At 40.6% G+C, this 25,778-nt stretch carries 17 protein-coding genes and 11 tRNA genes; 7 read left to right on the forward strand and 21 right to left on the reverse strand.

Annotated elements, in window-relative coordinates:
* Positions 1-205: 205 nt before the first annotated feature.
* The 11 genes from LQ50_RS19780 to LQ50_RS19830 form a co-directional block, all read right to left on the reverse strand.
* Positions 206-281 (reverse strand) — tRNA-Val (locus LQ50_RS19780).
* Between the two features lie 8 nt (positions 282-289).
* Positions 290-364: transfer RNA gene (locus tag LQ50_RS19785), tRNA-Glu, on the reverse strand.
* A gap of 7 nt (positions 365-371) precedes the next feature.
* Positions 372-446, reverse strand: a tRNA-Asn gene (locus LQ50_RS19790).
* Between the two features lie 6 nt (positions 447-452).
* Positions 453-526 (reverse strand) — tRNA-Ile (locus tag LQ50_RS19795).
* Positions 527-541: 15 nt separating this feature from the next.
* Positions 542-612 (reverse strand) — tRNA-Gly (locus LQ50_RS19800).
* A 103-nt stretch (positions 613-715) separates the two neighbouring features.
* A tRNA-Pro gene (locus tag LQ50_RS19805) sits at positions 716-792 on the reverse strand.
* A gap of 16 nt (positions 793-808) precedes the next feature.
* A tRNA-Arg gene (locus LQ50_RS19810) sits at positions 809-885 on the reverse strand.
* Between the two features lie 9 nt (positions 886-894).
* Positions 895-983 (reverse strand) — tRNA-Leu (locus LQ50_RS19815).
* A gap of 44 nt (positions 984-1,027) precedes the next feature.
* Positions 1,028-1,112: transfer RNA gene (locus LQ50_RS19820), tRNA-Tyr, on the reverse strand.
* A gap of 31 nt (positions 1,113-1,143) precedes the next feature.
* Positions 1,144-1,236 (reverse strand) — tRNA-Ser (locus LQ50_RS19825).
* Positions 1,237-1,243: 7 nt separating this feature from the next.
* Positions 1,244-1,319 (reverse strand) — tRNA-Ala (locus LQ50_RS19830).
* Between the two features lie 265 nt (positions 1,320-1,584).
* On the opposite strand from LQ50_RS19830, the gene LQ50_RS19835 reads away from it, so the two are divergent.
* Positions 1,585-2,667, forward strand: coding sequence for a hypothetical protein (locus tag LQ50_RS19835; RefSeq protein ID WP_034632644.1), 1,083 nt, complete (start codon positions 1,585-1,587; stop codon positions 2,665-2,667).
* Between the two features lie 390 nt (positions 2,668-3,057).
* Here the strand turns inward: LQ50_RS19835 and LQ50_RS19840 are convergent, their stop codons facing one another.
* Entirely contained in the window at positions 3,058-4,590 is a 1,533-nt protein-coding gene (locus LQ50_RS19840) for a flotillin family protein (RefSeq protein ID WP_034632683.1), read from the reverse strand.
* Positions 4,591-4,985: 395 nt separating this feature from the next.
* Between LQ50_RS19840 and LQ50_RS19845 the strand changes: the two genes are divergently transcribed.
* Positions 4,986-6,134 (forward strand): S8 family peptidase, encoded by a 1,149-nt coding sequence (locus tag LQ50_RS19845; protein WP_034632645.1) that lies wholly within the window; start codon positions 4,986-4,988, stop codon positions 6,132-6,134.
* 129 nt (positions 6,135-6,263) lie between these two features.
* On the opposite strand, the gene LQ50_RS26345 is transcribed toward LQ50_RS19845, so the two are convergent.
* On the reverse strand, positions 6,264-6,386 hold the full coding sequence (locus LQ50_RS26345; protein ID WP_272913739.1) for a hypothetical protein: 123 nt from the start codon (positions 6,384-6,386) through the stop codon (positions 6,264-6,266).
* Between the two features lie 127 nt (positions 6,387-6,513).
* On the opposite strand from LQ50_RS26345, the gene LQ50_RS19850 reads away from it, so the two are divergent.
* Positions 6,514-7,443, forward strand: coding sequence for a helix-turn-helix domain-containing protein (locus tag LQ50_RS19850; RefSeq protein ID WP_034632647.1), 930 nt, complete (start codon positions 6,514-6,516; stop codon positions 7,441-7,443).
* Positions 7,444-7,468: 25 nt separating this feature from the next.
* Here LQ50_RS19850 and LQ50_RS19855 read toward each other — a convergent pair whose 3' ends face one another.
* The 5 genes from LQ50_RS19855 to LQ50_RS19875 all read right to left on the reverse strand — a co-directional run bounded on the left by LQ50_RS19855 (position 7,469) and on the right by LQ50_RS19875 (position 13,017).
* Positions 7,469-8,653: a KamA family radical SAM protein gene (locus LQ50_RS19855; protein WP_034632648.1), complete on the reverse strand. Its 1,185-nt coding sequence runs from the start codon at positions 8,651-8,653 to the stop codon at positions 7,469-7,471.
* Positions 8,654-9,155: 502 nt separating this feature from the next.
* Positions 9,156-9,920 carry a transposase gene (locus LQ50_RS19860; protein ID WP_308417938.1) on the reverse strand — a complete coding sequence of 255 codons (765 nt, stop codon included), beginning with the start codon at positions 9,918-9,920 and terminating at the stop codon, positions 9,156-9,158.
* A 441-nt stretch (positions 9,921-10,361) separates the two neighbouring features.
* Positions 10,362-11,117 (reverse strand): glucose 1-dehydrogenase, encoded by a 756-nt coding sequence (locus LQ50_RS19865; RefSeq protein ID WP_034632652.1) that lies wholly within the window; start codon positions 11,115-11,117, stop codon positions 10,362-10,364.
* Positions 11,029-12,144, reverse strand: coding sequence for a zinc-dependent alcohol dehydrogenase (locus LQ50_RS19870; RefSeq protein ID WP_070808163.1), 1,116 nt, complete (start codon positions 12,142-12,144; stop codon positions 11,029-11,031). Before LQ50_RS19870 ends, LQ50_RS19865 begins: the two co-directional genes overlap by 89 nt.
* A gap of 186 nt (positions 12,145-12,330) precedes the next feature.
* Positions 12,331-13,017: a GntR family transcriptional regulator gene (locus LQ50_RS19875; RefSeq protein ID WP_034632654.1), complete on the reverse strand. Its 687-nt coding sequence runs from the start codon at positions 13,015-13,017 to the stop codon at positions 12,331-12,333.
* Positions 13,018-13,242: 225 nt separating this feature from the next.
* On the opposite strand from LQ50_RS19875, the gene LQ50_RS19880 reads away from it, so the two are divergent.
* The 4 genes from LQ50_RS19880 to LQ50_RS19895 all read left to right on the forward strand — a co-directional run bounded on the left by LQ50_RS19880 (position 13,243) and on the right by LQ50_RS19895 (position 19,070).
* The gene (locus tag LQ50_RS19880; protein ID WP_034632656.1) at positions 13,243-14,679 is read left to right on the forward strand and encodes a hypothetical protein; all 1,437 of its coding nucleotides are present in this window, start codon (positions 13,243-13,245) and stop codon (positions 14,677-14,679) included.
* 98 nt (positions 14,680-14,777) lie between these two features.
* Positions 14,778-16,562: a sulfatase family protein gene (locus LQ50_RS19885; protein ID WP_052144881.1), complete on the forward strand. Its 1,785-nt coding sequence runs from the start codon at positions 14,778-14,780 to the stop codon at positions 16,560-16,562.
* A gap of 412 nt (positions 16,563-16,974) precedes the next feature.
* Positions 16,975-17,469 (forward strand): sigma-70 family RNA polymerase sigma factor, encoded by a 495-nt coding sequence (locus tag LQ50_RS19890; RefSeq protein ID WP_034632658.1) that lies wholly within the window; start codon positions 16,975-16,977, stop codon positions 17,467-17,469.
* 323 nt (positions 17,470-17,792) lie between these two features.
* Positions 17,793-19,070, forward strand: a complete 1,278-nt coding sequence (locus LQ50_RS19895; protein WP_052144882.1) for a SulP family inorganic anion transporter — start codon at positions 17,793-17,795, stop codon at positions 19,068-19,070.
* A gap of 31 nt (positions 19,071-19,101) precedes the next feature.
* On the opposite strand, the gene LQ50_RS19900 is transcribed toward LQ50_RS19895, so the two are convergent.
* The 3 genes from LQ50_RS19900 to LQ50_RS19910 all read right to left on the reverse strand — a co-directional run bounded on the left by LQ50_RS19900 (position 19,102) and on the right by LQ50_RS19910 (position 25,497).
* Positions 19,102-20,721 (reverse strand): gamma-glutamyltransferase family protein, encoded by a 1,620-nt coding sequence (locus LQ50_RS19900; RefSeq protein ID WP_034632660.1) that lies wholly within the window; start codon positions 20,719-20,721, stop codon positions 19,102-19,104.
* A 258-nt stretch (positions 20,722-20,979) separates the two neighbouring features.
* On the reverse strand, positions 20,980-22,104 hold the full coding sequence (locus LQ50_RS19905) for a family 8 glycosyl hydrolase (RefSeq protein ID WP_152608265.1): 1,125 nt from the start codon (positions 22,102-22,104) through the stop codon (positions 20,980-20,982).
* Positions 22,105-22,218: 114 nt separating this feature from the next.
* Entirely contained in the window at positions 22,219-25,497 is a 3,279-nt protein-coding gene (locus LQ50_RS19910) for a trifunctional glycoside hydrolase family 18/polysaccharide deacetylase/glycosyltransferase family 2 protein (protein ID WP_034632663.1), read from the reverse strand.
* Positions 25,498-25,778 lie beyond the last annotated feature (281 nt).

Raw genomic sequence — 25,778 nt, forward strand, 5'->3', positions numbered from 1 at the left:
CATGTCGAGGCTTTCTCGACGATGTTTCGCTTCATGCTCCACCCCGCGTCGTTTTATTAGTAATACGGATGATGCTTTTTCGAAGAAGTTGTCTTTTCCTCTTCTAGTAACGCTTTGTGGTGTTTGCGTCAAGACATGTCGAGGCTTTCTCGACGATGTTTCGCTTCATGCTCCACCCCGCGTCATTTTGTTAGAAAAAAATCTATGGTGGAGGATGACGGGATCGAACCGCCGACCCCCTGCTTGTAAGGCAGGTGCTCTCCCAGCTGAGCTAATCCTCCATTTGCGTTGGTGACCCGTACGGGATTCGAACCCGTGTTACCGCCGTGAAAGGGCGGTGTCTTAACCGCTTGACCAACGGGCCAATTTGATGGCTCCACAGGTAGGACTCGAACCTACGACCGATCGGTTAACAGCCGATAGCTCTACCACTGAGCTACTGTGGAATAAAATGGGCCTGAGTGGACTCGAACCACCGACCTCACGCTTATCAGGCGTGCGCTCTAACCAGCTGAGCTACAGGCCCACAGTAATTTTTAAGAGCGGGTGATGAGAATCGAACTCACGACATCAGCTTGGAAGGCTGAGGTTTTACCACTAAACTACACCCGCATATCAAGTTATAATACATCGTGAATATCAAAAACGCACTAACATGTCTCTTCCTCTTCTAGTATCTCATAGAAGCAAATGCGTCGAGACAACTCGCAGCTTCTGGTCGGGAAGACAGGATTTGAACCTGCGACCCCCTGGTCCCAAACCAGGTGCTCTACCAAGCTGAGCCACTTCCCGTTTACTCTAATAAGAATGGCGCGCCCTGAGAGATTCGAACTCCCGACCTTTTGATTCGTAGTCAAACACTCTATCCAGCTGAGCTAAGGGCGCTCAATTATTTGGTGCCGAGGGCCGGACTTGAACCGGCACGGTAGTCACCTACCGCAGGATTTTAAGTCCTGTGTGTCTGCCAATTCCACCACCCCGGCCGGACTTATTATAATTCCATATTAACATATCTATCGCGCAATAATGGTGGAGGGGGACGGATTCGAACCGCCGAACCCTGAGGGAGCGGATTTACAGTCCGCCGCGTTTAGCCACTTCGCTACCCCTCCACATTCCAAATAAACTATTTATGTATAATAATGGCGGAGGAAGAGGGATTCGAACCCCCGCGCGGTTTAACCCGCCTGTCGGTTTTCAAGACCGATCCCTTCAGCCGGACTTGGGTATTCCTCCGCGTATTTGGTGGAGCCTAGCGGGATCGAACCGCTGACCTCCTGCGTGCAAGGCAGGCGCTCTCCCAGCTGAGCTAAGGCCCCGAAATTTTTCTCTAGGTTTATAAAACTATCATAGTATTTTAATTAAGACAAGTATTTTTTTATATCTGAGTAATATAACCCTAGACAACTTTAACGTATTTTTTGTTACATTTACCGCTGAAACAGGCGAAAATCGTACCTTTTTCAGTGGCCTGTTACATTCCTAGTAACGGCCGCTAATCCCCACTCAAAAATTCTAGCATATCCCTCTCCCCTCAAGCATATCTATCAATTAAATAATAGAATAACGTGGAGGTGCTTCATTTTGGTCCCGCTCTCAAAAAATGAAATAGAAATACTGATGAGTACATTAAACAAAGAGCAAATCTACTTCTTGCAGCATCGAACAAAACAAAAAAAGAAGAGCCGCTGGTTACAAACTCTAGCAAATGATAAAGGAATCGACCTCAATGAAAAAATGAGTGACCAAGAAATGGAGGAGAAGCTCGATGATTGGATCTTAGTCGAAATCAAAGATGGAGGATATCAAAAGCGACCGCATAAATGTGATTGCGGACAAGCACTTCGCTTCCAATACATCATCCGAAACAAAGCACAAGGCGCCGTACGCTACCTTGGAGAAAATTGTTTTGAAAACTACCTCTCCCTCCCTGCTTCTGTCATTAAAGATGTTAAAAAAGGATTGTATTCGATTGATCTTGAAAGAGATGAAATACTCATGAAATACAAGAAGAATTTGTTTTATCCTTTAGACAAGTACATGCATTTACCACTCCCTCAAGATCTACTCGACCAATATGAACGAGGTCTTCCACTATCCGATAACCAGATTAACCTAGTCGAACGGATCCATACAAGATACGAGGAAGAAAGGAAATTAGCCTCTTTATTTCAGCGGCTAACCATTGAACAACAACAATTTGTATCAAAGCAAAACCAAGAAGACCGAAGAGAATTACTTCTCTCCATTGAGGAAGGACATGCAGAAAGCTTCTTAGATATAGAAGATCTATCCGAGTTCAATGAAACCTTACTAAAACAACTACATCTAAACCTCCCTCTACTCGAAAGGCAAAAACAGATGATAGAAGAATGGCAACGAACCAAAAAAAGAGAGAAAGCTTTGTACGCCTTAACATTAGAACAGCAACAATTCATCCTCACCCTTAGCAAAGAAAAACAAGCTGCCTTACTCGATCAAATTCACAAACCACTTTATTTTATCTATGAAGAAATCAAGAACTTACCACTAGATGACCAAATAAAAAAACAAGTCGACCTGAAATTGCCTTTGTTAAAGGAGCAAATCTACCAAATTCACCTAGCACAAAATAAAGGAGAATGTGTAACCAAACGAAATGCCGAAACAAAAATAGCAATCGATTGAAATGTGGATAACTACTACATTAGTCAAAAATCCTTAGCCGCCCTGTTGCTATCTTACAGAAGACTCCTTTTAGAAGATTCGACGAGAGTCCACTGAAAATGTTGATACTCGTACCTTTTTCAGTGGCCCTTATCTTACATCATGTAGAAAACTAGATGTATAACTGCATAGTTCTATAAAACTTGTTGATTTTGCATCTAAAGAAACCACCTACTTTTGTGGAAAAGTTAGGTGGTTCCTTTTAATTATAAACAACTTCTCAATGAAGATTTCGGCCTCAACTAAACATTCAGTCCAACTTCAATATTATTCTGTCCAAACTCTCTGATTTGCTGTCGAAAACAATCCATATTCAATCCAAATTTACTCATTTTCAAGCGAAACACATGATTATGCTTTATCCTGTGACTCGTCATCGCCCTGTGCTAACTCTTCCTCAGAATTCACCGGAGGGCTTGATTCCTCTTTCTCTTCCCCAGCTGCAGCTGCAGCCTCTGATACAAACGTCTTAAAATGATCCGCCTGACCTCGTGATACAAAGCTCTCAAGCATCGCTTTTAAATCCATGCCTGTGCTTTCTTTTAAGCTTTCTTGCAGGCCAACCATCGTTTTCGTGACATTGCCTGTAATTTTAGACGCACCGCCGTTTGAATCTGAGCCGCCGAGGTCAATGACTCTCATCTCTTCAATTTGAGAAAGTGGCTGTGCGACTTCACGAGCGTATTTAGGAAGCATGTCGATAAACATTTCAAGAATCGCTGCTTCTCCGTATTTCTCCATTGCTTGGGCCATGAGCTCTTTCGCTTCTGCCTCGGCACGGCCTCGTTCGCGGATAACCTCGGCTTCAGCTAGACCTTTTTGTTTTTCGATCGTTGCCTTGGTTTCCCCGTCGATTCTTGCTTTTTCAGCCTCAGCTTCAGACTTGGCTTTAATATCGTACGCATCTGCATCAGCGAGTGCCTTACGACGTTTTTGTTCTTCTAACTCAAGCTCTACTTGTCTTTGACGTTCGATGTATTGAATCTTCATCTCTTCTTCTTTAACTTGCTGAGCAAGTCTGGCTTTTTCTAGTTCATAAGATTGCTCTGACTTGGCTCTTGCTCGTTCGGTTTCTTCTTTAATTTGAGCGGCCTTTATATCTTTTTCTTTCCTCGACTCAGCAACCGCACTTAATCGTTTGTTTTCCTCATCTTGCGCTTCTTGATCGTTTCTTGCTTTGTACATTCTTGTTTCTTTCTCAGCATCAGACTCCGCCATTTCAGCCTTTTTACGAATTTCGGCGATACGTGGGCGTCCTAAATTTTCTAAATAGCCGTTTTCCTCATCGGCATCACGAAGATCATCTAAACCAAATGAGGTAATTTTAAAGCCCATATTGTCTAATTCCTGCTGGGCAATATCTTGGACTTGGTGATTAAACGATTCGCGGTCATTGTTGATCTCCTCAACCGTCATTTTCGATAAAATCGCACGAAGATTCGTACCAAGAACTTTTGAAACCTCTTCTTCAATTTCCTTATCTTTCTTCCCTAAAAATTGTTCCGCGTAGTTAGCAATTCCAATTAACGAATCAGCAATCTTCACTGAAGTTACCGCATCGGCCACAACCGGAACCCCTTGAGATGTATAGACTTTAGGTGTCGTTAGTTTGATTTGAAATGAATTCAAATCAACAGGGGTACACGTTTGAAACATCTTCAAACGAATCCCACCACCACGAATAATTTTCAAGCTTCTTCCATTTTCATCAAAGAAAATCCGCGTATCTTCCTCTGGATTCCCAAGCTTCGGCCCGGTGATAATTAATGCCTGGTTCGAACTAGCCGTTCTATAACGTTTCTTGAAAATAAAAAAACCAATCCCAGCCACAACTAATAATGCAAAAAGGAAAATAGTAGTTAAAAATAGCCAAATTGTACCCATCATCAAGCATCACTCCAACATTAAAATTTTGTATCTATCTATTGAACTACTCTTCTACTATATACGATTTGGAATTGAATTAGTTTCATTTTTAGGAAAAAAATACAAGAAAGGTCCAGAGGGACAGGTTCCTCGTCCCAGTTTAGTGGGACAAGGGACCTGTCCCCCCGACCCACGCAATCAATATATCAACATATTAATAATGTATTTACTTTCATAATTTTTCATTATATTCTGATATCCAACCCCAGAAGGTTTTCATTTGACCTTCTACCTTTCCATCATCCGTTTATCGCAATTCTTAAAACAGGAGGTGATAATACAGTTTCATAAACTTTTTCAACTAGAATCCTACATATGATTTTACTAGTAAAAAAATTGAGGAGGAACATGATTTGAAAAAGTTATTTACGAAAGTAGTTGCCGGTGCGGCGTTATTATTGTCCATCTCCCTTTCTACCACATCGATCTCTGCCGAGGAGCAGAAAAAGCAATATTTAATTGGTTTTGAAAATCAAGTAAGCGTAACTGAATTTGTAGAAAGCAGTGAAAAGGGAAAAGACGAATTTTCTATTTTTGCTGAAATAAATGATGAAACCATCGAAATGGACCTTCTCTATGAATTCGAGGATATTCCAGTCGTTTCAGTTGAAGTAAGCCCAGAGGATGTGAAAGATTTAGAAGGAGACCCTTCTATTGCTTTCATCGAGGAAGACATTGAGGTTAGTATTTTTAACCAAACGATTCCTTGGGGGATTACACGTGTACAAGCCCCAGCTGCCATTAACAGAGGCTTCACTGGAGCAGGGGTTCGCGTAGCTGTTCTCGACACAGGGATTTCAAATCATCCTGATCTAAATATTCGCGGTGGGGTGAGTTTTGTTCCTGGTGAATCTACTTATCAAGATGGAAATGGCCATGGTACTCATGTTGCAGGTACGATTGCCGCACTAAATAATTCAATCGGTGTTGTTGGAGTCGCACCAAACACAGAGCTTTATGCTGTAAAGGTGTTAGGAGCAAATGGTTCAGGGTCGATCAGTTCCATTGCTCAAGGACTACAATGGACAGCTCAAAATAATATCCATGTTGCTAATTTAAGTTTAGGGAGCCCAACCGGTAGTCAAACATTAGAGTTAGCTGTTAATCAAGCGACAAGCGCAGGGGTGTTAGTCGTTGCTGCATCAGGGAATAATGGGTCTGGTACGATCTCATATCCAGCTCGTTATGCCAATGCTCTTGCCGTAGGCGCAACAGACCAAAATAATAATCGTGCAAGCTTTTCACAATATGGGACAGGCTTAAACATTGTAGCCCCAGGAGTCGGAGTTCAGAGTACGTATCCTGGTAATCGCTATGCAAGCTTAAGCGGAACATCAATGGCAACTCCTCATGTTGCTGGTGTTGCTGCACTTGTGAAACAAAAGAACCCAGGCTGGTCTAACACACAAATTAGACAGCATCTTCTCAACACAGCAACTCCACTAGGTAGCTCGAACCAATACGGAAGTGGACTTGTTAATGCCGAAGCTGCTACAAGATAAACGGTTTTGCTTAAAAAAGCATGATTTTATCCCAGAGATAAATAATCATGCTTTTCTTTTGTTTTACGACCAAAAAATAAAGATCACCTCTCGTTAGAAGCGATCTTCTTTACCATGCTATCATTTTGATTACGAGTGAACAGGTCCTAAATCTAAAGGTACAACCTCACTAATCCCTACTCCGGCTAATGCTGGGTCAACACCAAGCGCTAAAACACCTAAGAAAACGGCTGTGATAAGTAATTTCTTCATATAGAACCTCCTAATTTTTTGAATTTTTTAACAAGCAATTATATAATGGAAATAACTTAGTAATATCTTACTATCCTTTTTATTATTAATCTATACGATATTAATATATTAATATTGGAGGCACATAATGGAAAAAGTACTGCTAGGAAAGAAGATAAGAGATTTGCGAAAGTATTTACATATTACTCAAAAAGAGTTAGCTGATGGCATTTGCACTCAATCGATGATCAGCTTATTAGAAAACAATGAGGAGATTTATCCTTCAGCACAATTGTTATATATGTTGAGTAAACGCTTAGGGGTCTCTATCGAGTATTTTTTTTCAGATAAAGATGTTTATGGATTAAATTATGTTAATGAAATTTGTGATCAGTTAACCACCCTTATCCAATCCAAAAGATATCAGTTAGCCTATAGGACGATACAAAAAGAAAAGCATAACCCTGATTTTTCGAAACCGCATTTGCAAAAATTCATTCTCTGGAGAGAAGCGATTTGCATTAACCATCTCTTTCAAGACCGACAAAAAGCTTTAGAAAAGTTAAAGGATGCAATGACCTTAACGGATGCACTCAATAAAAACTATTCCACTCAAGATTTAGAAATTTTAACTAGTAAAGCGATTATTTATGGAGAAGACGGGCAATGGGACAAAGCGGATCAGAGTTTTGATGAAATTATAAGGCAAATCGAAAGAGCCTCCCAATTAATGAACGCCATCCCGTTGATCAACACCTACTATAACGCTTCACGTACGTCTCTTAAACTTCAAAAGTCTAAGAAAGCTCTCGAATTAAGTGAAAAAGGAATTGCCTTGTGCCTCAAACAAAAAACATTCTATAATCTAGGCTACCTCTACTATCAAAAAGCCGAATGCCTCAAGCAAATGAATGTAGATAATCAAGATGACATCATCACATTTTACAATAAAGCCCTTCAAGTATTTCAAATGATCGATGATACAACCAATATAAAAAAAGTAACTTCTGTTATCCGGGACAGGGGGACAGGTCCCTCGTCCCATGAGCCAATCATCCAAAAAAGCCTAAGCAAATAACTTGCTTAGGCTTTTGATAATCCCATTATAACTGCGCCACACGCTCTCTTCTCTTCTTTGTCGGCATATCCGGCATCTCATTCACCGAAACGACTTCATCATTTTTCTTCTCTGGTTTCTTCCAATACTGTTCATTCCCAGGTAAATCATCAAACCACGCCGCATCGTCAGGACAGTCAAGAATCATAAACTTCCCGTACTCGTCATCACGAGATTGATGATATTTTAAATATGCTTTGCCATCTTCAATAGCTAAAATTTCAATCTTTCCACTCGTATGACTCATCGAAAGCCGTACTCGTTTCCCTAATCCTGACGTTTTCGCTTTTGCTTTTTCAACAATGTCATAAAGCTCTTTCAATGTTAAAACGAAATCATTATTCCCAGCAACTGGACGATTCACAAAGAAATAGTAAGGGGTAACGCCAGCCCATGACAATTTATCCAGTAGTTCTGCTAACACTTCTGGATCATCATTAATTCCTTTTAAAACTGGTGTCTGATTGACAACAATTGCACCAGCATCATGCAGAGCTTGGAACCCTCTTTTGGCTTCTTCTGTAATTTCAACAGGGTGATTAATATGTGCCATTACATAAATCCGTTTTTCAGGCGTCGAGTATTCGCGAATTAATTTGAGCAATTCCTCATCTTCGTAAATACGCATTGGGTTAAAAACAGGCATTTTCGAGCCTAAGCGAATGATTTTCACATGATCGATTGCACGCAGACGCTCAATGATCATTCTAAGTTTTTTTGTAGCTAAAATGAGCGGGTCCCCACCCGTCAATAGAACATTATTAATTTCTGGATGCTCTTCAATGTATGTCAAACCCGGCTCGACATCACTCATCGCTTCCTTAACATCATTACGGAACAAGCGCTTTCGAAAGCAATAACGGCAATAAGCCCCGCACACCTCGGATACAATCAACAAAGCGGTTGTCGCATATTTATGCTGACAGCCAGGGACGGAATAATTCGTATCCTCATCCGACGCATCCCAGCGACCATATTCTTCAAGCTCCCCTTCATTCGGGATCACCAGCTTACGAATCGGATCGTTCGGATTATTCCAGTCAATTAAGTTCAAATAATAATCGTTTACACGAAACACGTACTTTTCTGTAATCTTCTTTAGTTTTGCCTTTTCTTCTTCTGGTATCTCTTTAATTTTATCGAGATTCATATAATATTTTGGTTGTGCCATAGTACCCTCCTCTGAATAAATCAACATATGTAGATTCTTACTTCAAGCATCGAGCAACCCGCTTTAGTAGATTCTTAGGTGACATATTCGGTTTAAGCATGGTCACACAGAAATCCATATATTTCCCATTCAATCGTAACATACGCCTAATTCACCTGCTAATAAGCAAATCGTCCACTTCATGATGACAAGCACACCTTATCGCCATTACACTCGCCTTACAGTCTCCTATCTCCCATTTCCTCGTGGGACGGGTTGAGACTGCTGAAAAAGTCTCTTTTAGCAAATTCGAGGAAGCAGCAATAGCTCCACACGTTGCGCGCCTGCTACGAGAAACATGAGCCTCCTAAGGTCGGCTGCCGGTGCAAAGCAAGTTTGCACCTATGAAACCACTCATTGCAGGCATAAGACAAAGCAACGGTTCGCTCATTGCTTAAAGGCCATTGAAAAAGAAGAAGAACATTCCCTTTTTCAGTGTCCTCGGACAGGTTCGTCGTCCCATTTACAACCGTTGTATCACACTCTTTGAAATCCCTGTCACTCTTGATAATTGCCGAAGCGATATCCCATCGACTTTTTTAAGTTTCCGCAGGATGTCATTTCGGTTTTCTTTCTCCAACTGCTGTAAGCGGCTACTACTTTCTATTCCATATTCATTCATATATTGTTTGATTTCACTATCAGAGACTCTAACTTGGACGTCAGCATTTAAACAAAGATCATCAGATACGTGCTGCATGTAGTCCTTGAAACGTTGTAATGCTTCGGTTCTGTCTGCTGCAAATTGATCCAAGGCGAAGGTCACATCCACTACATCCGGTTTATAAATATAGTCTTCTATACTGGTCCACGAACGCTTGAATACACTTTGAGTGAGGCCTGCTTTGAGGGGGTTTTGGTGGATATATCGGAGGACAGTTAAAAAATAAGCTCGATCTTCTACATTTTCACTCTTAAATCGCTCTTGAAAAAGGTGACCATTTCGTTCATATTTCTGATTATACCAATAGACGTAGCTTGAGCTGATTCTTTTCATTATCAACGCAATCGGCTCCTCACCTTCCTTCAATAAAAGATGAATGTGATTATTCATCAAACAGTAGCCGTATAATTCAAATTGACACATTGCTTTGAAGCGTTTTAGCGTTAGGAGGAATCTTATTTTGTCTGTATCATTCTCAAAGATAAGTTGTTGATTAACTCCTCTTTGGATAATGTGATAGATGCCACTTCGGCTCCTTGTCCTAGGTTTTCTCGGCATATTCATCACCTCAAGGTTTGAAGTTTTGGATTTTAGTGGGGTTAAGAAGAAAGATATCGATGAACATTGAATGGAGAGAACGACGAGCTTGTTGGCTTATGAGGGAAGAATTGTAGATAGATGAGAAATGAGGTTCTAAAGAGTGGGTTAAGATTACTTCGCTATTTATGACAAAAAACCTGCTTATTCGGTAAATTTTTGTGAGAGAGACGGGGGGACAGGTTCATCGTCCCATTTTCCCTTAGTAAATAAAAAAGTTGTGGATATCTACACACCCCGACAAGAATCTCTGCCATCCCTTGTGGATATCTTATAAAAGGTGGATAACCGTCTGTATAAATAGGAGGTTATCCACCTTTTATAATGACAACGAACTATTGTTTAATAATGTATGTTTCAATTCATCCACACTAAACGGGACGAGGGACCTGTCCCCTCGTCCCACGCTTATCTCCCCAACCATCCACCATCTACTGCTAACACATGTCCATGGACAAAGTTTGAAGCATCAGATGCTAAGTAGATAATGGTACCTTTAAAGTCCTCTGGTGTGCCCCATCTTCCGGCAGGAATTCTTTCGAAGATCTGTCTACTGCGTGTTTCATCCTTGATTAAGGCTTCATTCATATCTGTAGCTATGTAGCCTGGAGCGATTGCATTGACGTTAACATTGTGCTGTGCCCACTCATTTGAAAGTGCCTTTGTCAATTGCGCTACTCCACCTTTTGCTGATGCATAAGCCGGAATCGTGATCCCGCCTTGAAATGAGTTTAGTGAGGCAATGTTAATGATTTTACCACTCTTCTTTGGCACCATGTGTTTTCCTGCTTCCTGAGATAAAAGCCATACTGCCTTTAAGTTGACATTTAAGACATCATCCCAGTCCTCTTCAGTAAAATCTACCGCAGGATTCCGACGTTGAATCCCGCCACTATTAACTAAAATATCAATTTTTCCAAAGCTCTCTATGACATTAGGAATGGCTTCTTTGACTTGTTCCGTATTAAAGAGATTACAAGGGATGACCTCACACCTTCTCCCTAAACTCTCTATCTCTTCCTTTACATTTAATTGCGATGAATCACGCTGTAACAAAGCAATATCTGCTCCTGCCTCAGCTAATGCCAAGGCCAAGGCACGACCAATGCCACGAGTTGCTCCTGTGACTGCTGCCACTTTTCCTTCTAGCGAAAATAAATTCATTCAAATCACCCTTTACTTGTTTAGTAATAAGCACTTTTAAGGACTCCTCCGTGTTCTTCATAACGGAAAAGCCTTTGTCAATATCGTCAATGTGAAACTCATGAGAGATAAGAGTTGAAAAATCGACTTTAGCTGATGCCATCAGTTCAACCGCTGTTCGGAAGTCATCACTTGTGTAGCAACGTGTTGTTGTAATTGAGAGCTCTCTAAAATGCATATCTGCTAGAGAAAGCGCCGGTTTGTTTTTAAAAACACTCACAACAACGATTTGACCTTGTGTCTTGATTAGTGGAATCATTTGATCAACCGTTTGCTGACTTCCTGCTACCTCAAAGACAACATCGATGAATTCATTGTTATTTCGTGCTCGTATCTCATCAACGACATTCGTTTCCTTCGCATGAATGGCACGAAAACCCATTTGCTCTGCTATACCTAAACGAAATGGACTAATATCAGATACATAGATATCCTTGGCCCCATTTAATTGAGCGATTAAACCGATTAATAACCCTATTGGACCCGCACCTAATATCGCTACACTTTCGCCAACTTTTAGCGTCGATCTTCTGACCGAATGCACAGCCACAGCGACAGGTTCTGTTAATGCTGCTAGATTTAACGGTAATTCATCAGGGACTTTATGTAATCGATTAATAGGAACTTTTGCATATTCACTGAATCCTCCATCCACATCAATTCCAATGAGCTTCAAACTCTCACAGACATGAGAATTCCCTGATTGGCAAGGTCTACACTCTCCACAGCTAATCGTCGGCTCTACAACAACACGGTCTCCTTTTTTGAAAGAGGACATTCCTTTAATCTCTTCTATCACGCCGCTAAATTCATGCCCCATTGTTAAGCTACTTTGTGCTCTAGGGTGCTGGCCTGCATAAATCATCATATCAGTACCACAAATTCCTCCGTAAGAAACTTTGAGTAACGCTTCGCCTTCAGCAATGATCGGTTTTTCAATCTCAGCTACTTGAACTAGCTTGGGCCCTACATATTTTCCCGCTTTCATCGATTGCCTCCCTAGAACTATATTCCGTTATTATAAATCCTCCATTTTTGTGAAATTTCCTCTGCCCAAGGATATTCCGCTTTTCTTTCAACTAAACAAATAACCATAAAACTAGTTAATCATCGATGAAAAAACTACGATCATTTCCCCATACCTTCTTCACCCTTATCATCTCAAAAGATTCTTTTATACCTTCTCACCGCGAATGTAAGCGTCAATAACGGTATTATTTGTATCAACTAGATGTTTTTTCGTTAGACTCTCTAATCTCTCTTCGTCTTTTGCTAACAGGGCTTCGATCACATCTCGATGATTCCTTAACAAACTACCAATTTCACCTTTTTGTTCAGAAAAACGTTTTTCCGTTGCGACTAGTAATAAGCAAAGGATGATATTTCTAATGTTTTCCCAAGAATGTGAAATTCTTTTGTGACCAGCCTGCTTGATAATTTTTTCATGAAAGCTCAAATCATTATAAGAAAACTCTAAATAATCATTGTGCTTCGCATTCAATTCCATCAAATCTAAGATCTGATAAAACTCTTTAGCCTTCTCTTCATCAAACGTTCTAGAAATTTTCTGCAGACAAAAATGTTCCAATAGAAAACGGACATCGTTCAATTCTTTTATGTCCATTTCATCCAAACCATGAACAACCGCCCCCATTCTCCCAAGCTCAACAAGACCTTCTGTTTTCAAAATTTTAAAGGCCTCTCGAACAGGTGACCGACTTGTTTCAAATCGAGTAGATATTTGATTTTCAGTTAGTACCGTACCTCTTTCAATATCTCCCTTAATTATCTGCAGCCTTAACTCACAAGAAATTAATTCTCCTAAGGAATCATCCTGCAACCACTTCTCGGGAAACTCCATCATCATTCCTCCTAAATCCCCTTCATTTTCTCGGCAGCGCTTACATCGATATACTTACATACTAGTCGACAACTATACAAGTGTCAACAGGGACAGGGGGACAGGACAGAGGGGACAGGTTCATCGTCCCATTTAGGACGGAATGGGACAAGGGACCTGTCCCCCCGTCCCACTTCCATTACACTTAGCTCAATGGTATAGTAAGAAAAAAGGAGGTTTTTCCGTATGCAGCAACAAACTTCGTGGACGTTACTTGATCACAAAAAGTCAATCACTATCCAAGCGCAGAAACTAACCCTTTTTCAACAATGTAAAATCATTGAAGCTGCTGACTCACAAGACCAGCGTTACTTGCTTTTCTTTTATAAAGATCACTTTATCACGGTACAGCCTGCAGTGGACTTTACTCGTGCGTCTTTTCTAGGCCAGGTCAAATCAAAGGGGTTTGACATCTATGCACCCAACCCTCTGTTTTCAAAGCTATTGCCTTCGCTCTCAACTGTAAAAAAAACACCTATCCCCCAATTACTGCACCAGATAAAGCAAAAGTATTCCGTTTCCGAAACAGCGTTAATATCCTCTTACTTTGATTCCTACATCGCTGCTGACCAGCTTGAAACCCTTTTAAAAGACTTCTATTTCACGTATCGCCGTGATGGCAAATTGTTGACTGCTTATCATTTAGCAAAGATCCTACTCTCAAGAGGGTATCAACAAGAATGGCTTCTTTCTTCCGTTAATCATCCCGACTACACGAATGCTGCAAAACGTTACCAGCCCCCATTTGCTGAGCTTCTTACAACCAATCCCATTTATGTCGAACAACACTATTTCTTAAACATAGACTCTACTTATGAGCTGCTCCTCACGCTCTATAAACAACAAGACCGAACGATTGACTTGGTCATTCTTGAGACAGCAAAATGGCTCAAACACCCAAGTGCCAGAACGTATCCAACCTTTATAAATAAACTTTCTGCCCATCTAAATGAGGAAGACATCTTTCTATTTCTTTACTCTTTATTGCCAGTCGTCTCTCCAACCTCCAGTCTTCATAAAGATGTCTATGGACGTTTAATGGAAAAACAAGAGCATGAAACTGCGATCCACTTGCTTTTGTCTTATTCCATTCCACTCTCTAATGACGAGATGAAGCATCTTCCTGCTTTCCTTGAACGCTCAGCGAACTTTCGCTCTATCCATTCATTACCTACGATCTCTAGCCATGTATTTCCTTTATTCACCAAACAACCGCAGCAATTAGAAGAGATTCTTCAGCTCAAACTGCCACAACTGTTACAACATCATCGCTTGCTAGAGCTGCACTCATGGCTGCAAAAGAATGCCCTTACAATGAAGCTGCCCATTGCAAAGAAGCTCTCGGAAATGGTCAACCTGATCAATGATCCTGATCGCCAATTAGAGCTCGGGTATCACTACTACGACTTACTTCAATACGAACAAGCCATCGAGTGTTTCCAATGGGAATCGGAGCTACATCCCAGAAAGCTAGAGCCTGTCCAACAACTCATGAAAACTTATAAAAAGCTAGGCAGACAAGAGGAAGTAAAAATGTATCAGCACCTATTGAAGCAAATCCAACGGGAACAGGCACAGGGGTTCAGTTCATCCTCGTCCCCTTCCGACTTAAACATTTGTTAGTGGGACAAGGGACCTGTCCCCCCGTCCCACCCAATCACACCACAACTTTTCTACATACTATACAGAAGCACAATTTAGTACTATAGGAGGGCAACACATTGACCAAACATAAATGCTCACCAGGTCATTCAACGAAAAAAAATAAACGACCGAATTTCCTTGTTATCCTTGTGGATGAACAACGATTTCCAACCGTTTATGAAAACGAAGAGCTAAAAGAATGGCGTAAAAAACACTTGAAGACACAGGAGCTTCTACGAGAAAACGGGATGACTTTTTTAAATCATTATATTGGAAGTACTGCTTGTTCACCTAGTAGAACGACACTTTACACAGGCCAGTATCCTTCCCTCCACGGGGTCACTCAAACGACAGGTGCAGCGAAGGGAGCTTTTGATCCAGATGTATACTGGCTTGATCCTAATACTGTCCCTACTTTAGGAGATTATTTTCGTTCTGCAGGGTATCGAACATTTTGGAAAGGGAAATGGCATGCGTCTGATGAGGACCTGATCGTTCCAGCAAGTCACAATGCTATGCTAAGCTTTAACCCTACAACCGGAGTCCCCGATCCTGAGAAACAACAGCAATATTTAAAGGCAAATCGGCTCGATTCCTATGGCTTCGATGGGTGGATCGGTCCTGAGCCACATGGATCAAACCCACGAAATTCAGCTTCATCGGCAGCAATTGGGTTAAGTGGCCGTGATATCGTTTATTCTGAAGAGGTTGTTCGATTAATTCACTCCCTAGAAGACGAAGCTCATAAAAAAAATCACGAGCCCTGGCTCATTGTTTCATCCTTTGTCAATCCGCACGACATCACCCTATTTGGGCTGTTCACACAATTACTACCAACATTTAATTTTTCTGTAGATCCTTCTGTTCCTTTTATCCCACAAGCCCCGACAGCACATGAAAACCATCTGACGAAGCCACAAGCCCAAAACAGTTACAAAGACGTGTATCAACAGGCCTTACAACCAACATTGGATACGCCTTTTTACAGGCAACTATACTATTCACTTCATAAGCAGGTGGATGATGAAATGTATAAAGTCTTTACCGCTCTAAAGCAGTCTATTTTCTATGAAGATACCATTGTGGTATTTACGGCAGACCATGGTAGTCTCGTTGGGGCCCATGGAGGGTTGTTTCAAAAATGGCATAATGCCTATGAGGAAGCGATTCATGTTCCACTCATTATACACAGTCCTAAATGCTTTTCAGACTGTAAAGAAACAGATATGCTAACAAGTCATGTCGACATTGTGCCCACTTTATTAGGTCTTGCAGCCATTGATGCAGAAAAGGCCCAAGAGAAACTGAAAAAGGATCATACAGAAGTCCATCCCCTAGTTGGTCGAGACCTAACGTCATTACTAAAAGAAAGTCCAACATTCACTCGAAGTGATGAGCCTCTATATTTTATGACAGATGATGAATTTTCAAAAGGCTTAAATCAAACCACTCTATCTGGCCAACCATATGAAGCGGTTATCCAGCCTAATCATTTGGAAACGGTCATCGTCAAACTACCAACAGGCGAGGCGAACTCAGAGGAGATTTGGAAGTATACTCGATATTTCGATAACCCCCAATTTTGGAGTGATCCAGGCGTTGAAGATGTAGAAACCATCCAGAAAAAAGCCACAGATGTTACAAAAGACCACCAAGCTGCTCTTTGTATCACAACCACCAAAACGCAGCCAATACCAGATCAATTTGAATTATACAATCTAACAAAAGACCCATTAGAAGAAATAAACCTTGCACATCCTACACATGAAACACCTGAAACTAATATGATTCAACACCTTTTAACCTTAATTCTTCAAGAACAACGAAGACAAAAGAGACTCACTCCTTCAAGTGGTACGTAGAGGGTGGTACACAGGGACAGGGTGGTACACAGGGACAGGTTCATCGTCCCAGTTTGGTAAATAGATAAGCTGTGGATATCTACACATTCTTACAATAATCTCTGTCGTTCCTTGTGTATATCTTATAAAAGGTGGATAACCCTCTGTATAAATAGGAGGTTATCCACCTTTTTAGTGACATCACACGGGACGAGGGACCTGTCCCCCCGTCCCCCAAAAACACTCATTCCCCCCAAAATTCCCCCTCCCTCCGCTAGGTTCCTACCAAATAACCTAAAAGATAAATGAAAAATCACCACTCCCTCACCCCAGAAAATGCATTACTCACGATATGACGTTCTGTCAACAACCATATATGGTAAACATACCGCCGGAATAATCGAGAAAACGCGTTTTCTAAAAGGATAGAAAAGTGAATCATAATCAACCATCATTTGAGGAAGTGCTCAAAAACTATGAACCTGCGATAAAAAAACAACTAATCTCGTTACGTATATACAAAGACCATGATGAATTCTATCAAATCGGCCGCCTCGCCCTCTGGGATGCCTATCGAAAGTTCAATCCAGAAAAAGGGACCTTCTCTACATACGCCATTTCCTACATTCGCGGTAGAATGCTGGTCAGCTTACGAAAAGAAAGAAAATATAGCGATCACCATTCCTATGCTGGCGATGAACAGCTAGAAGCTGTTGTGAGCCAACACGAGACGACTCCTCTTGAAATCGAATTACTCGAGCCTTATTTAACCAACCTAAGCGAAAGAGAGAGACTATGGGTCAAAGAATCGATCATTAAGCAAAAGAAAACCGCCGAGATCGCCAGTCAATTTAACGTTTCCACTCCAACCGTACGCTCATGGAAAAAAACAGCATTAACCAAATTACGAAACCAAGCAAGTCTATGACACTGAACCCATTTCCCACCTCAGTATCATGATGACACTTTAGAATTCAGATGAACAGTCCTATATAGTGGAGTTTCTGAATGGTTCCTTTTCTCTACTAAACTCATGCTATAAAGCTCTAAAACAGTAAACGTGCAGAGATCATCACCTTAAGAAGAACAAGATCCAAATCTCGTGCTTCCCTTTCCTTTTCTATAATAGAGGGACAAGGGACCTGTCCCCATGTCCCTTTTGTATGACAAGTCATAATCCTCCTTGCTGAACATATATTTTTAGACAAGCACGGCATCTTATTGCCTTATCTACTAGGAGGTACTCACACTATGCTTTTTAAACTCATGCCAGGCTTGAAGCGCTTAGTCCATTATCAGCCCTCTCACTTAAGAAAGGACCTTACTGCCGGAATCGTTGTTGCTGTTCTCTTCATTCCACAAAGTATGGCCTATGCTACGATTGCAGGAGTCCCACTCGTTCTTGGTTTATATGCGGCTACCTTGCCGTTAATCATTTATGCATTATTTGGTAGTTCGAAGCATTTATCTGTTGGGCCTGTTTCGATTGTCTCTCTTTTAGCTTTTTCGGGAGTCGCTAGTTTAGCAGAGCCGCAATCTTCGCACTTCTTAGAGCTCATTTTGTTTCTAGGATTACTAGTCGGTGCCATTCATGTGCTATTAAGCTTGTTCAAGACAGGCTTTCTTTTTGATTATATTTCTCCTGCTGTTATTTCTGGATTCACCTCCGCAGCGGCGATTATTATTGCTTTAAACCAGGTGAAGACGCTACTAGGAGTCTCACTCCCTCCTTATCATGACTTCATCACTTATTTGCTTGCTATTGTACATATCCTCCCACAGGCCCATCTAGATACGGTCATCATCGGAGTTAGTAGTTTGTTCTTTTTGTTACTTCTTAAAAAAGTTACCTCCTCTCTTAGCCCGTTGTTTGTCATTATTGCTTCTATTTTTCTTGTTCAAACGGCTAATTTGGAAACAAAAAGGGTCGATTTGGTTGGTGTGATTCCAAGTGGACTACCGAGTTTCCACCTTCAAGTTCCTAGCTTTGAAATGATCCAATTGCTACTACCTATTGCATTAACAATTGCTTTTGTTTCATTTCTTGAATCGTATGCCGTGGCTAAAACGGTCGCAAAAAAAGATAAAGATGACATCAATACCAATCAAGAACTTATGGGCTTAGGACTAGCTAATATATCAAGCTCACTCGTCGGCTCCATTCCCGTAGCAGGAGCCCTATCCAGAACAGCTGTGAATTACCAATCACAGGCAAAAACAAACCTATCGTTACTCGTTACAGCTGGGTTTATTTTGTTAACGTTATTGTTTTTCACACCTTATTTTTACCATTTACCAAAAGCCACTTTAGCCGCCATCATTATCCTAGCGGTTGCAAAGCTGATTCATTTACATCATCTTCCTAAATTGTTGCGTACAGCTCCACTTGACGCCGTCATTTTGCTTACTACTTTTTTCGCTACGTTGATGATTGATATATTTTTAGGGTTAGTCATAGGAATGGGGATGTCGGTTGTTTGTTTTGTTATGAAAAAGATAGTCGGTATAGAGAAGAACACACTTGGATGACCAAGTGTGTTCTTCTACCATTGCATGATGTCTACCAAGCAGCTACTTCTCCATCGGTACGTGGTTCGGTTGCTCCTGTAAGGACACCTGTTTCGTTGTTTCTCCAAATAATTTGACCACGCCCGAAGTTCGCTTCATCGACGCCCTTCTTAATATCATGTCCTTTTCTAACCAATGCTTGCGCGATATGGTCAGGGAAGTTCGGCTCTACGACAACCGTTTTTCCTTCTGTCCAAAGCCATCTCGGAGAATCTAGGGCAGCTTGTGGATTTAAGTGGAAATCAATCGTACTCATAACCACTTGCATATGTCCTTGCGGCTGCATGAATCCACCCATAACGCCAAATGGACCGACTGCTTGGCCGTCTTTTGTTAGGAAACCAGGAATAATGGTATGATACGTCTTCTTACCTGGAACAAGATAATTATCATGATTTGGATCAAGCGAAAAATTATGTCCACGGTTTTGCAAGGAAATTCCCGTCCCTGGAACAACCATTCCAGATCCAAATCCCATGTAGTTACTTTGAATAAAGGAAACCATATTCCCTTCTCCATCTGCTGTGGCAAGATACACGGTACCGCCTTTTGGTGGTTGCCCCGGTTCAGGTGTAATCGCTTCTTCACCAATTAGCTCACGGCGTGTAGCTGCATATTGTTCGGACAAAATGTCTTCCACAGATACAGACATCGATTTTGGATCGGTAATGTATTTCATTCCGTCTATGAACGCAAGCTTCATCGCTTCAATTTGTTTGTGATACGTGTCGACATCTTCTTTCGCCTGGAACTCATACCCTTTTGCGATATTTAGAGCATGCAAGGCGATAAGCCCTTGTCCATTCGGAGGAATCTCCCATACATCATAGCCGCGATAGTTCACGCTAATCGGGTCCACCCACTCTGGTGTATAAGCTTCCAGATCACTTTTGCGAATGTATCCACCATGCTTTCTAGAAAATGCATCAATTTGATCAGCTAGTTCTCCTTTATAAAAAGCCTCCGCATTGGTTTCAGCAATCTTGCGAAGAGTGTCGGCATGTCCTTGTGATGACCAAACCTCTCCTGCCTTTGGAGCTTGTCCATTCGGAGCAAACGTATCAAACCAAGGAGAAAACGCCTCTCCTTCCCCAACTTTCTGGAAGTTTTCAAATCCTTTCTTCCAGTACTTAGATAATGTTGGAGACACAGGATAGCCATTTTCCGCATAATCAATGGCTGGAGCTAACACTTGTGTAAGTGGCAACTTACCGAACTTTTCCGATAACTCCGCCCATGCCCCTGGAGCACCCGGTACCGTCACAGGTGTTAACCCGAACTTTGGAAGTTCCTTTTCGTGTCCCGCTGCCTTCATCGCTTCAGGCGTGAGCTCTTGTGGTGCTTGTCCACTAGCATTTAAACCGTGAAGTTCCCCTTTCACCCATACTAATGCAAACGCGTCAGAACCAATACCGTTTGAAGTCGGTTCTACGACGGTTAAACAAGCAGCCGTTGCAATGGCTGCATCAATCGCATTTCCACCTTCTTTTAAAATTTGCAATCCTGCTTGAGCCGCTAGTGGCTGTGACGTAGCTACCATCCCTCTATTTCCATATACAACATTCCGTTTTGATGCGTACGGATAAAACTGTGAATCATATGTATGTTCCATTTTCGCCTCTCCCTTTATTTTAGTATTAAAAAAAGCTCAAAAACTTTCTTTTAATAAGTAAAATTAAAAATTTTATATACAATTTGTATAATTTTAATTATAATTTATTATCTTTTGATAGTCTAGAAAATATTGATATTTCGGAATAATTTGTTTGCGGGGCGGAGGGACAGGTCCCTCGTCCCGTGTCCGCCCTCAATAGACAGCAGTAAAAAAGGATCAAGGGACCTGCTCCCTCAATCCTTATCTACTAGTGGGTCAATGAACCTGTCCCCTCGTCCCACTTATCGAAATCATCGATAGCAAACGAAGGCTATCATTATAATAGTTACTTTCCTTATCGCGATCATATTCCCTTGTTATTCGATTCCATAACCGATTAAACCATTCTTGATTTGTCTGATCAATCGTTGCACTGACGGCTAGTGGAGCAATAAAAGCCATGTCGGAAAAAGAAGAAAGAGGGGTTCCATCTAGGTTATAACCTGCCATAATGTTGTTTGGGTCCATATTTGTTCTATCTATCATCGAGTTGTTCAGTAATGTTAAATACTCTTTGATTCTCTTATCTTTCGTCATGTAATAGGCTTCGGTTAAACGCCAAGGTACTCTGCATGCATTATAAAAATAGCTGCTATCATGAATTGATTCTAAAAATCCTGGATCTACAGGTCCCCATATACCGTCTTTCTTCCAAACAAAATCAGGAACCAATCCTGCAACGCTTTGGTTTTGTAAATCGGTCAGGACGTCTAAGGTCGACTCTATGACTTTCTTCCACCTAGCATCTTTTGTTTCCTCATAAAACACATACAAGTGTCCAAGCATCCAATCTGAAGTCCGAGAAGCTGTGCCAAATAACGGATCATCATTGTTGACCCAATCCCCAAGTTGTAATGTCCACAACTCCGGGTTAACCACCGATTCCATTAAGGCTTCAATGATTTGAAGCGCCTCTGCCCTATAATCAAATTCGCCATCGCTACCCCAATATTGATCGGCCAAGAGCAAAGCATAGGCTATATCCATGTCCCCGTCTGTAGCAGACCATGTTTCATAGGCATTCTCATCAACCATGTTTCCATCCACTTGACGTATTTGCTTCCATGCCATGAGTGAGGAATTCCCTGATGATGGATGATGCTTAAAGTAACGCACCATCCCGTCAAAATATTCCCTCGTATCTAGGTCAAATTGCGCCATTGAAACCATGATTAACATACCAAAGCCATGTGCTTCAGAAACCGTGCTGCCGTGGTCGTTGTACTCCACATAATAGTGTCCTGGCCTGTTCTCGACCTCTCGAACATAATCGTTTTTCCATTGACCATAAGTATCTCTTACATCTTCACTTACCTCTTCTTGTGATATATTTCTAGTCATACTAGGCTCCGAATATAATTGATAGAATGTTATGAAGATCAATAGTGTGAGTAAAGTAACTAGAATCTTTAATTTTTTCCTCACATCCGCACTCCCTCCAGCATGGTAAACCTATTAAGCACCAACCTTCGCTTTTTGAATAGGTTGTTGCACATTTCCTGTTCTGTTTAACTTATTCCAACCCATCAGTCCACCTTTTAGTGCAAAAACTAATGACTTCCATACTACATAAGTAAAAAACTGACGATAAACAAAACGTTGGATGATTAAGAAAAAAAGCGGCTTTTGACTCTCTTTTTCTAGCCTGAAACTATACATCGTGACGAGAAAATCCACTAGGAAGAAACCTAAATAAAAATAGAGCAAAGTAGGATTTTGTGTTAGCAATCCAATGATTAATAGGATATCTATTAACGGGGAAGCCGCTTGTAGAACATATTGATAGATCATATTTGGCATGGCAATAAATCCTAATCCTTTTTGCTTCATACTAAACGTAGCTTTTCTATGTTTCCACACACATTGAAGGATCCCGTAAATCCAACGATAACGTTGTTTAATGAAACTTCTCACCGTTTCAGGTGCTTCTGTATATGCAATGGCCCCTTCTTCACAACGTACATAATATCCCTCACGTAATAACTTCATAGTGACATCCGTATCTTCAGCTAATGTGTCCTCTTCAAAGTTGTTGACTTCTTCAATCGCTGTTTTTCGCCAAGCACCTATGGCACCGGGAACAACCGGGATACAATTTAATTGATCAAAGGCTCTCTTTTCTAAATTAAACCCTGTTACATACTCTACATGCTGCCATAATGTGATTAGATTTTTGATATTCCCAATTTTGACATTACCTGAAACTGCTCCTACCTTAGGATTAGAAAAGTGGCGAACAAATAATGAAACCGCATCCTCAGTAATAATCGTATCCGCATCCAAGGTAACAATAATCTCACCCTTCGCTTCTAAAAGTCCTACATTTAATGCAGAAGATTTCCCTCCATTGATTTTATTAATCAAACGGACTTTACTGTTCGAACCGAAATGGGTTCCAATCACCTCAGAAGTTTGATCCTTTGAGCCATCATCTACTATAATGACTTCAAAATGTGGGTAATTGCTTTTCAATATTGTTTGTATCGTCTGACGGATTACTTTTTCCTCATTATAGGCAGCAATCAGTATGCTTACAAAAGGGTTGTAACCTCTATTAAACGTAATCTTCTGACTATTGCGCTTGTGCTTCATACTGTAATAACCCAGAATCAGTAAGCGTATGACACCAATCATGATAATCGTATATAAAAAGATCGTTGGAATCTTTACGATAAAATAGTAAAGAGCTGAGCCTATTTGATAAAAAGGCTTATAACCCCCTTCGTTCGAAGTAAAAGACGGCATGACTTCCGATCTTGTTTTATCAATCAGTTCACTTACTGGTACAATAGAGTAGCCTTCAGCTTGTAAATACTCAATAATATGTGGCAAAGCTTCAATCGTTGGACGTCGATCTCCACCAGCATCATGAAGCAAAATAATATTACCTGCTTCGCTTTCAACTCGCCTTTTTGTTTCTTCGAAAATTTCATCAGCAGTTTTCCCGTCCCAATCTCTTAGGTCAATATCTGAGCCAACAATGGTATACCCCTTTTCTTGAATACTCAATAACGTCTTAAGGGTTTCAAGGGAAGGTCTATCTTCTCCTTCATTGTTCGTTGAAAGAAATGGTGGACGGAATAATAACGACGATTGCCCCGTCGCACTCTGAATAACCCGCTGTGTTGCATTTAACTCAAAATCCATTTGGGTAGCTGACAAATCCAAGATGTTGCTATGAGTAAAGGTATGGTTTCCAATTTCATGCCCCTCCTCATTAATCTGTTTCAGAATTTGAGGGTACAAGGCAGCATTACTTCCAATTATAAAAAATGCTGCCTTCACATCATATTCCTTAAGAATATCAAGAATTGCTTTTGTATAACGTGGGTCAGGACCATCATCGAATGAGATCGCTATTTTCTTTTCTTTGTTTCCATATCGTTCGATGTGATAAGGGGTTGGGTATTTTTTATAAGTCTGATCCACGATAATAGAATGATCAAACTCAACTTGACGTTTGCCTTGTTCCTCCGTTTTGGATACTCTAAAAATATCTCCGCTTCCACTTGTGCTAAAAGGCAATATAGATGGAATGCTCCGTAAGGCAGATGGATTAAAACCACCATTCGATAGAGAGGCCCAAATCGTTGGATCTTCTGAGCCTATATTCCAAACGCCTATACCTCCAACTCGTTGATTCATCGCTATTGCTACCTGGTTGTGAAACGTTACACCATCCAAGAACCATAGAATATGGTCATCACCCGATTCTTTATAACGAACATATGGGGTTAGAGAGGCCTTATCCCATTGTACTTCTAAACCATGATTCGTGACTAAATCCATAACGTTATGAAAAAAGAGCGGTGTTGCTCGTTCCCCACTCGTTTCATTCCAATCATAGCCATAGCTTGCCAAACACACAACTAACTTATCAAGAGGTCCCTCATAACTCTCAATGATCTCTTTCGACCAATTAAACGAAGCTAATGGCCCTGGGCCTCCCGTCTCAATATGCTGATCAAATACGTTGATTACAACTCGATCAGAGACTTCAGAAAGTAACTTAGAATCATACGTTGAGTCTTTCGGACGAATATGTAGTGCTACTATAAGATCAGCGGAATGAAAATCTTGATATAACTCACTCATAAAAGCTAAAAAATACTCTTTATTTTCGTGACCGATCCCTTCTAATTGAATATGAATGCCATCATATCCTTGTTCTTTTACTTTTTGATGTAAATTCTTAATCAAGCTGGTTCTCATTTCAGGTTTTTCAAGTAATCTATTGATGGACTTTTGTTTAACATCTTCTGCAAAGGATAACCTAGGATAAATCTTCACCTGGTTTTTTTGAGCAATCTCATCGATTTCACGATCTTTTTCCTCCATTATTTGAAGTTGATCATTTACGTAATACCAATTAGGAATCACTACATCGATCTGATCAATCTGATTCTTAAAAGCTATTTTATTGGTTACTTGATACTGATTATGATCATAGAAAGCATAAACTTCTTGATTAATAACCTGATTGCCTTCCTTTATACTATCTAACGAAGCCTCATCCTCACTGCTTGCTACTGGAAGACTAATTGGCTCTATAGGACTTCCTTCCAAACTCAATTCTGTTAATGAAGGCTCTAGGGCAATCCCTCTAAAGATAAAGCCTATTAAGGTTATGATTAGTATCAACGACAATAAGAATGTTAACTTAGAATATCTCCACCTCTTACCCGAACCTTCAAAGAAAACAAATTTCTGCTTTTGTGCAAGCTTTGTTTCCATTATACTATTCACCCCATCTCTTAATTAAGAACTCATTCGTCCTTTATAACGAACATAAAAGTCATGTTAAATCCCTTATTTTTTGAAAATAAGGGTTCATAGAAGATAATTATTTTTTTAAGACTCGTCACCAATCACTACACTATGTTCTTTTTAAAGAACAATTTGTGTGCAATTAGCTAGATCATTAGTAGAAAGTCCTCAACTGAATGATTACAAATTCAAATATGAAGCTTAAAAAAGAGCTTTAAAATAATAAAGTCAAAATTTAATTGTTAATA

Source organism: Halalkalibacter okhensis, from assembly GCF_000787375.1.
GTDB lineage: Bacteria > Bacillota > Bacilli > Bacillales > Bacillaceae_D > Halalkalibacter > Halalkalibacter okhensis.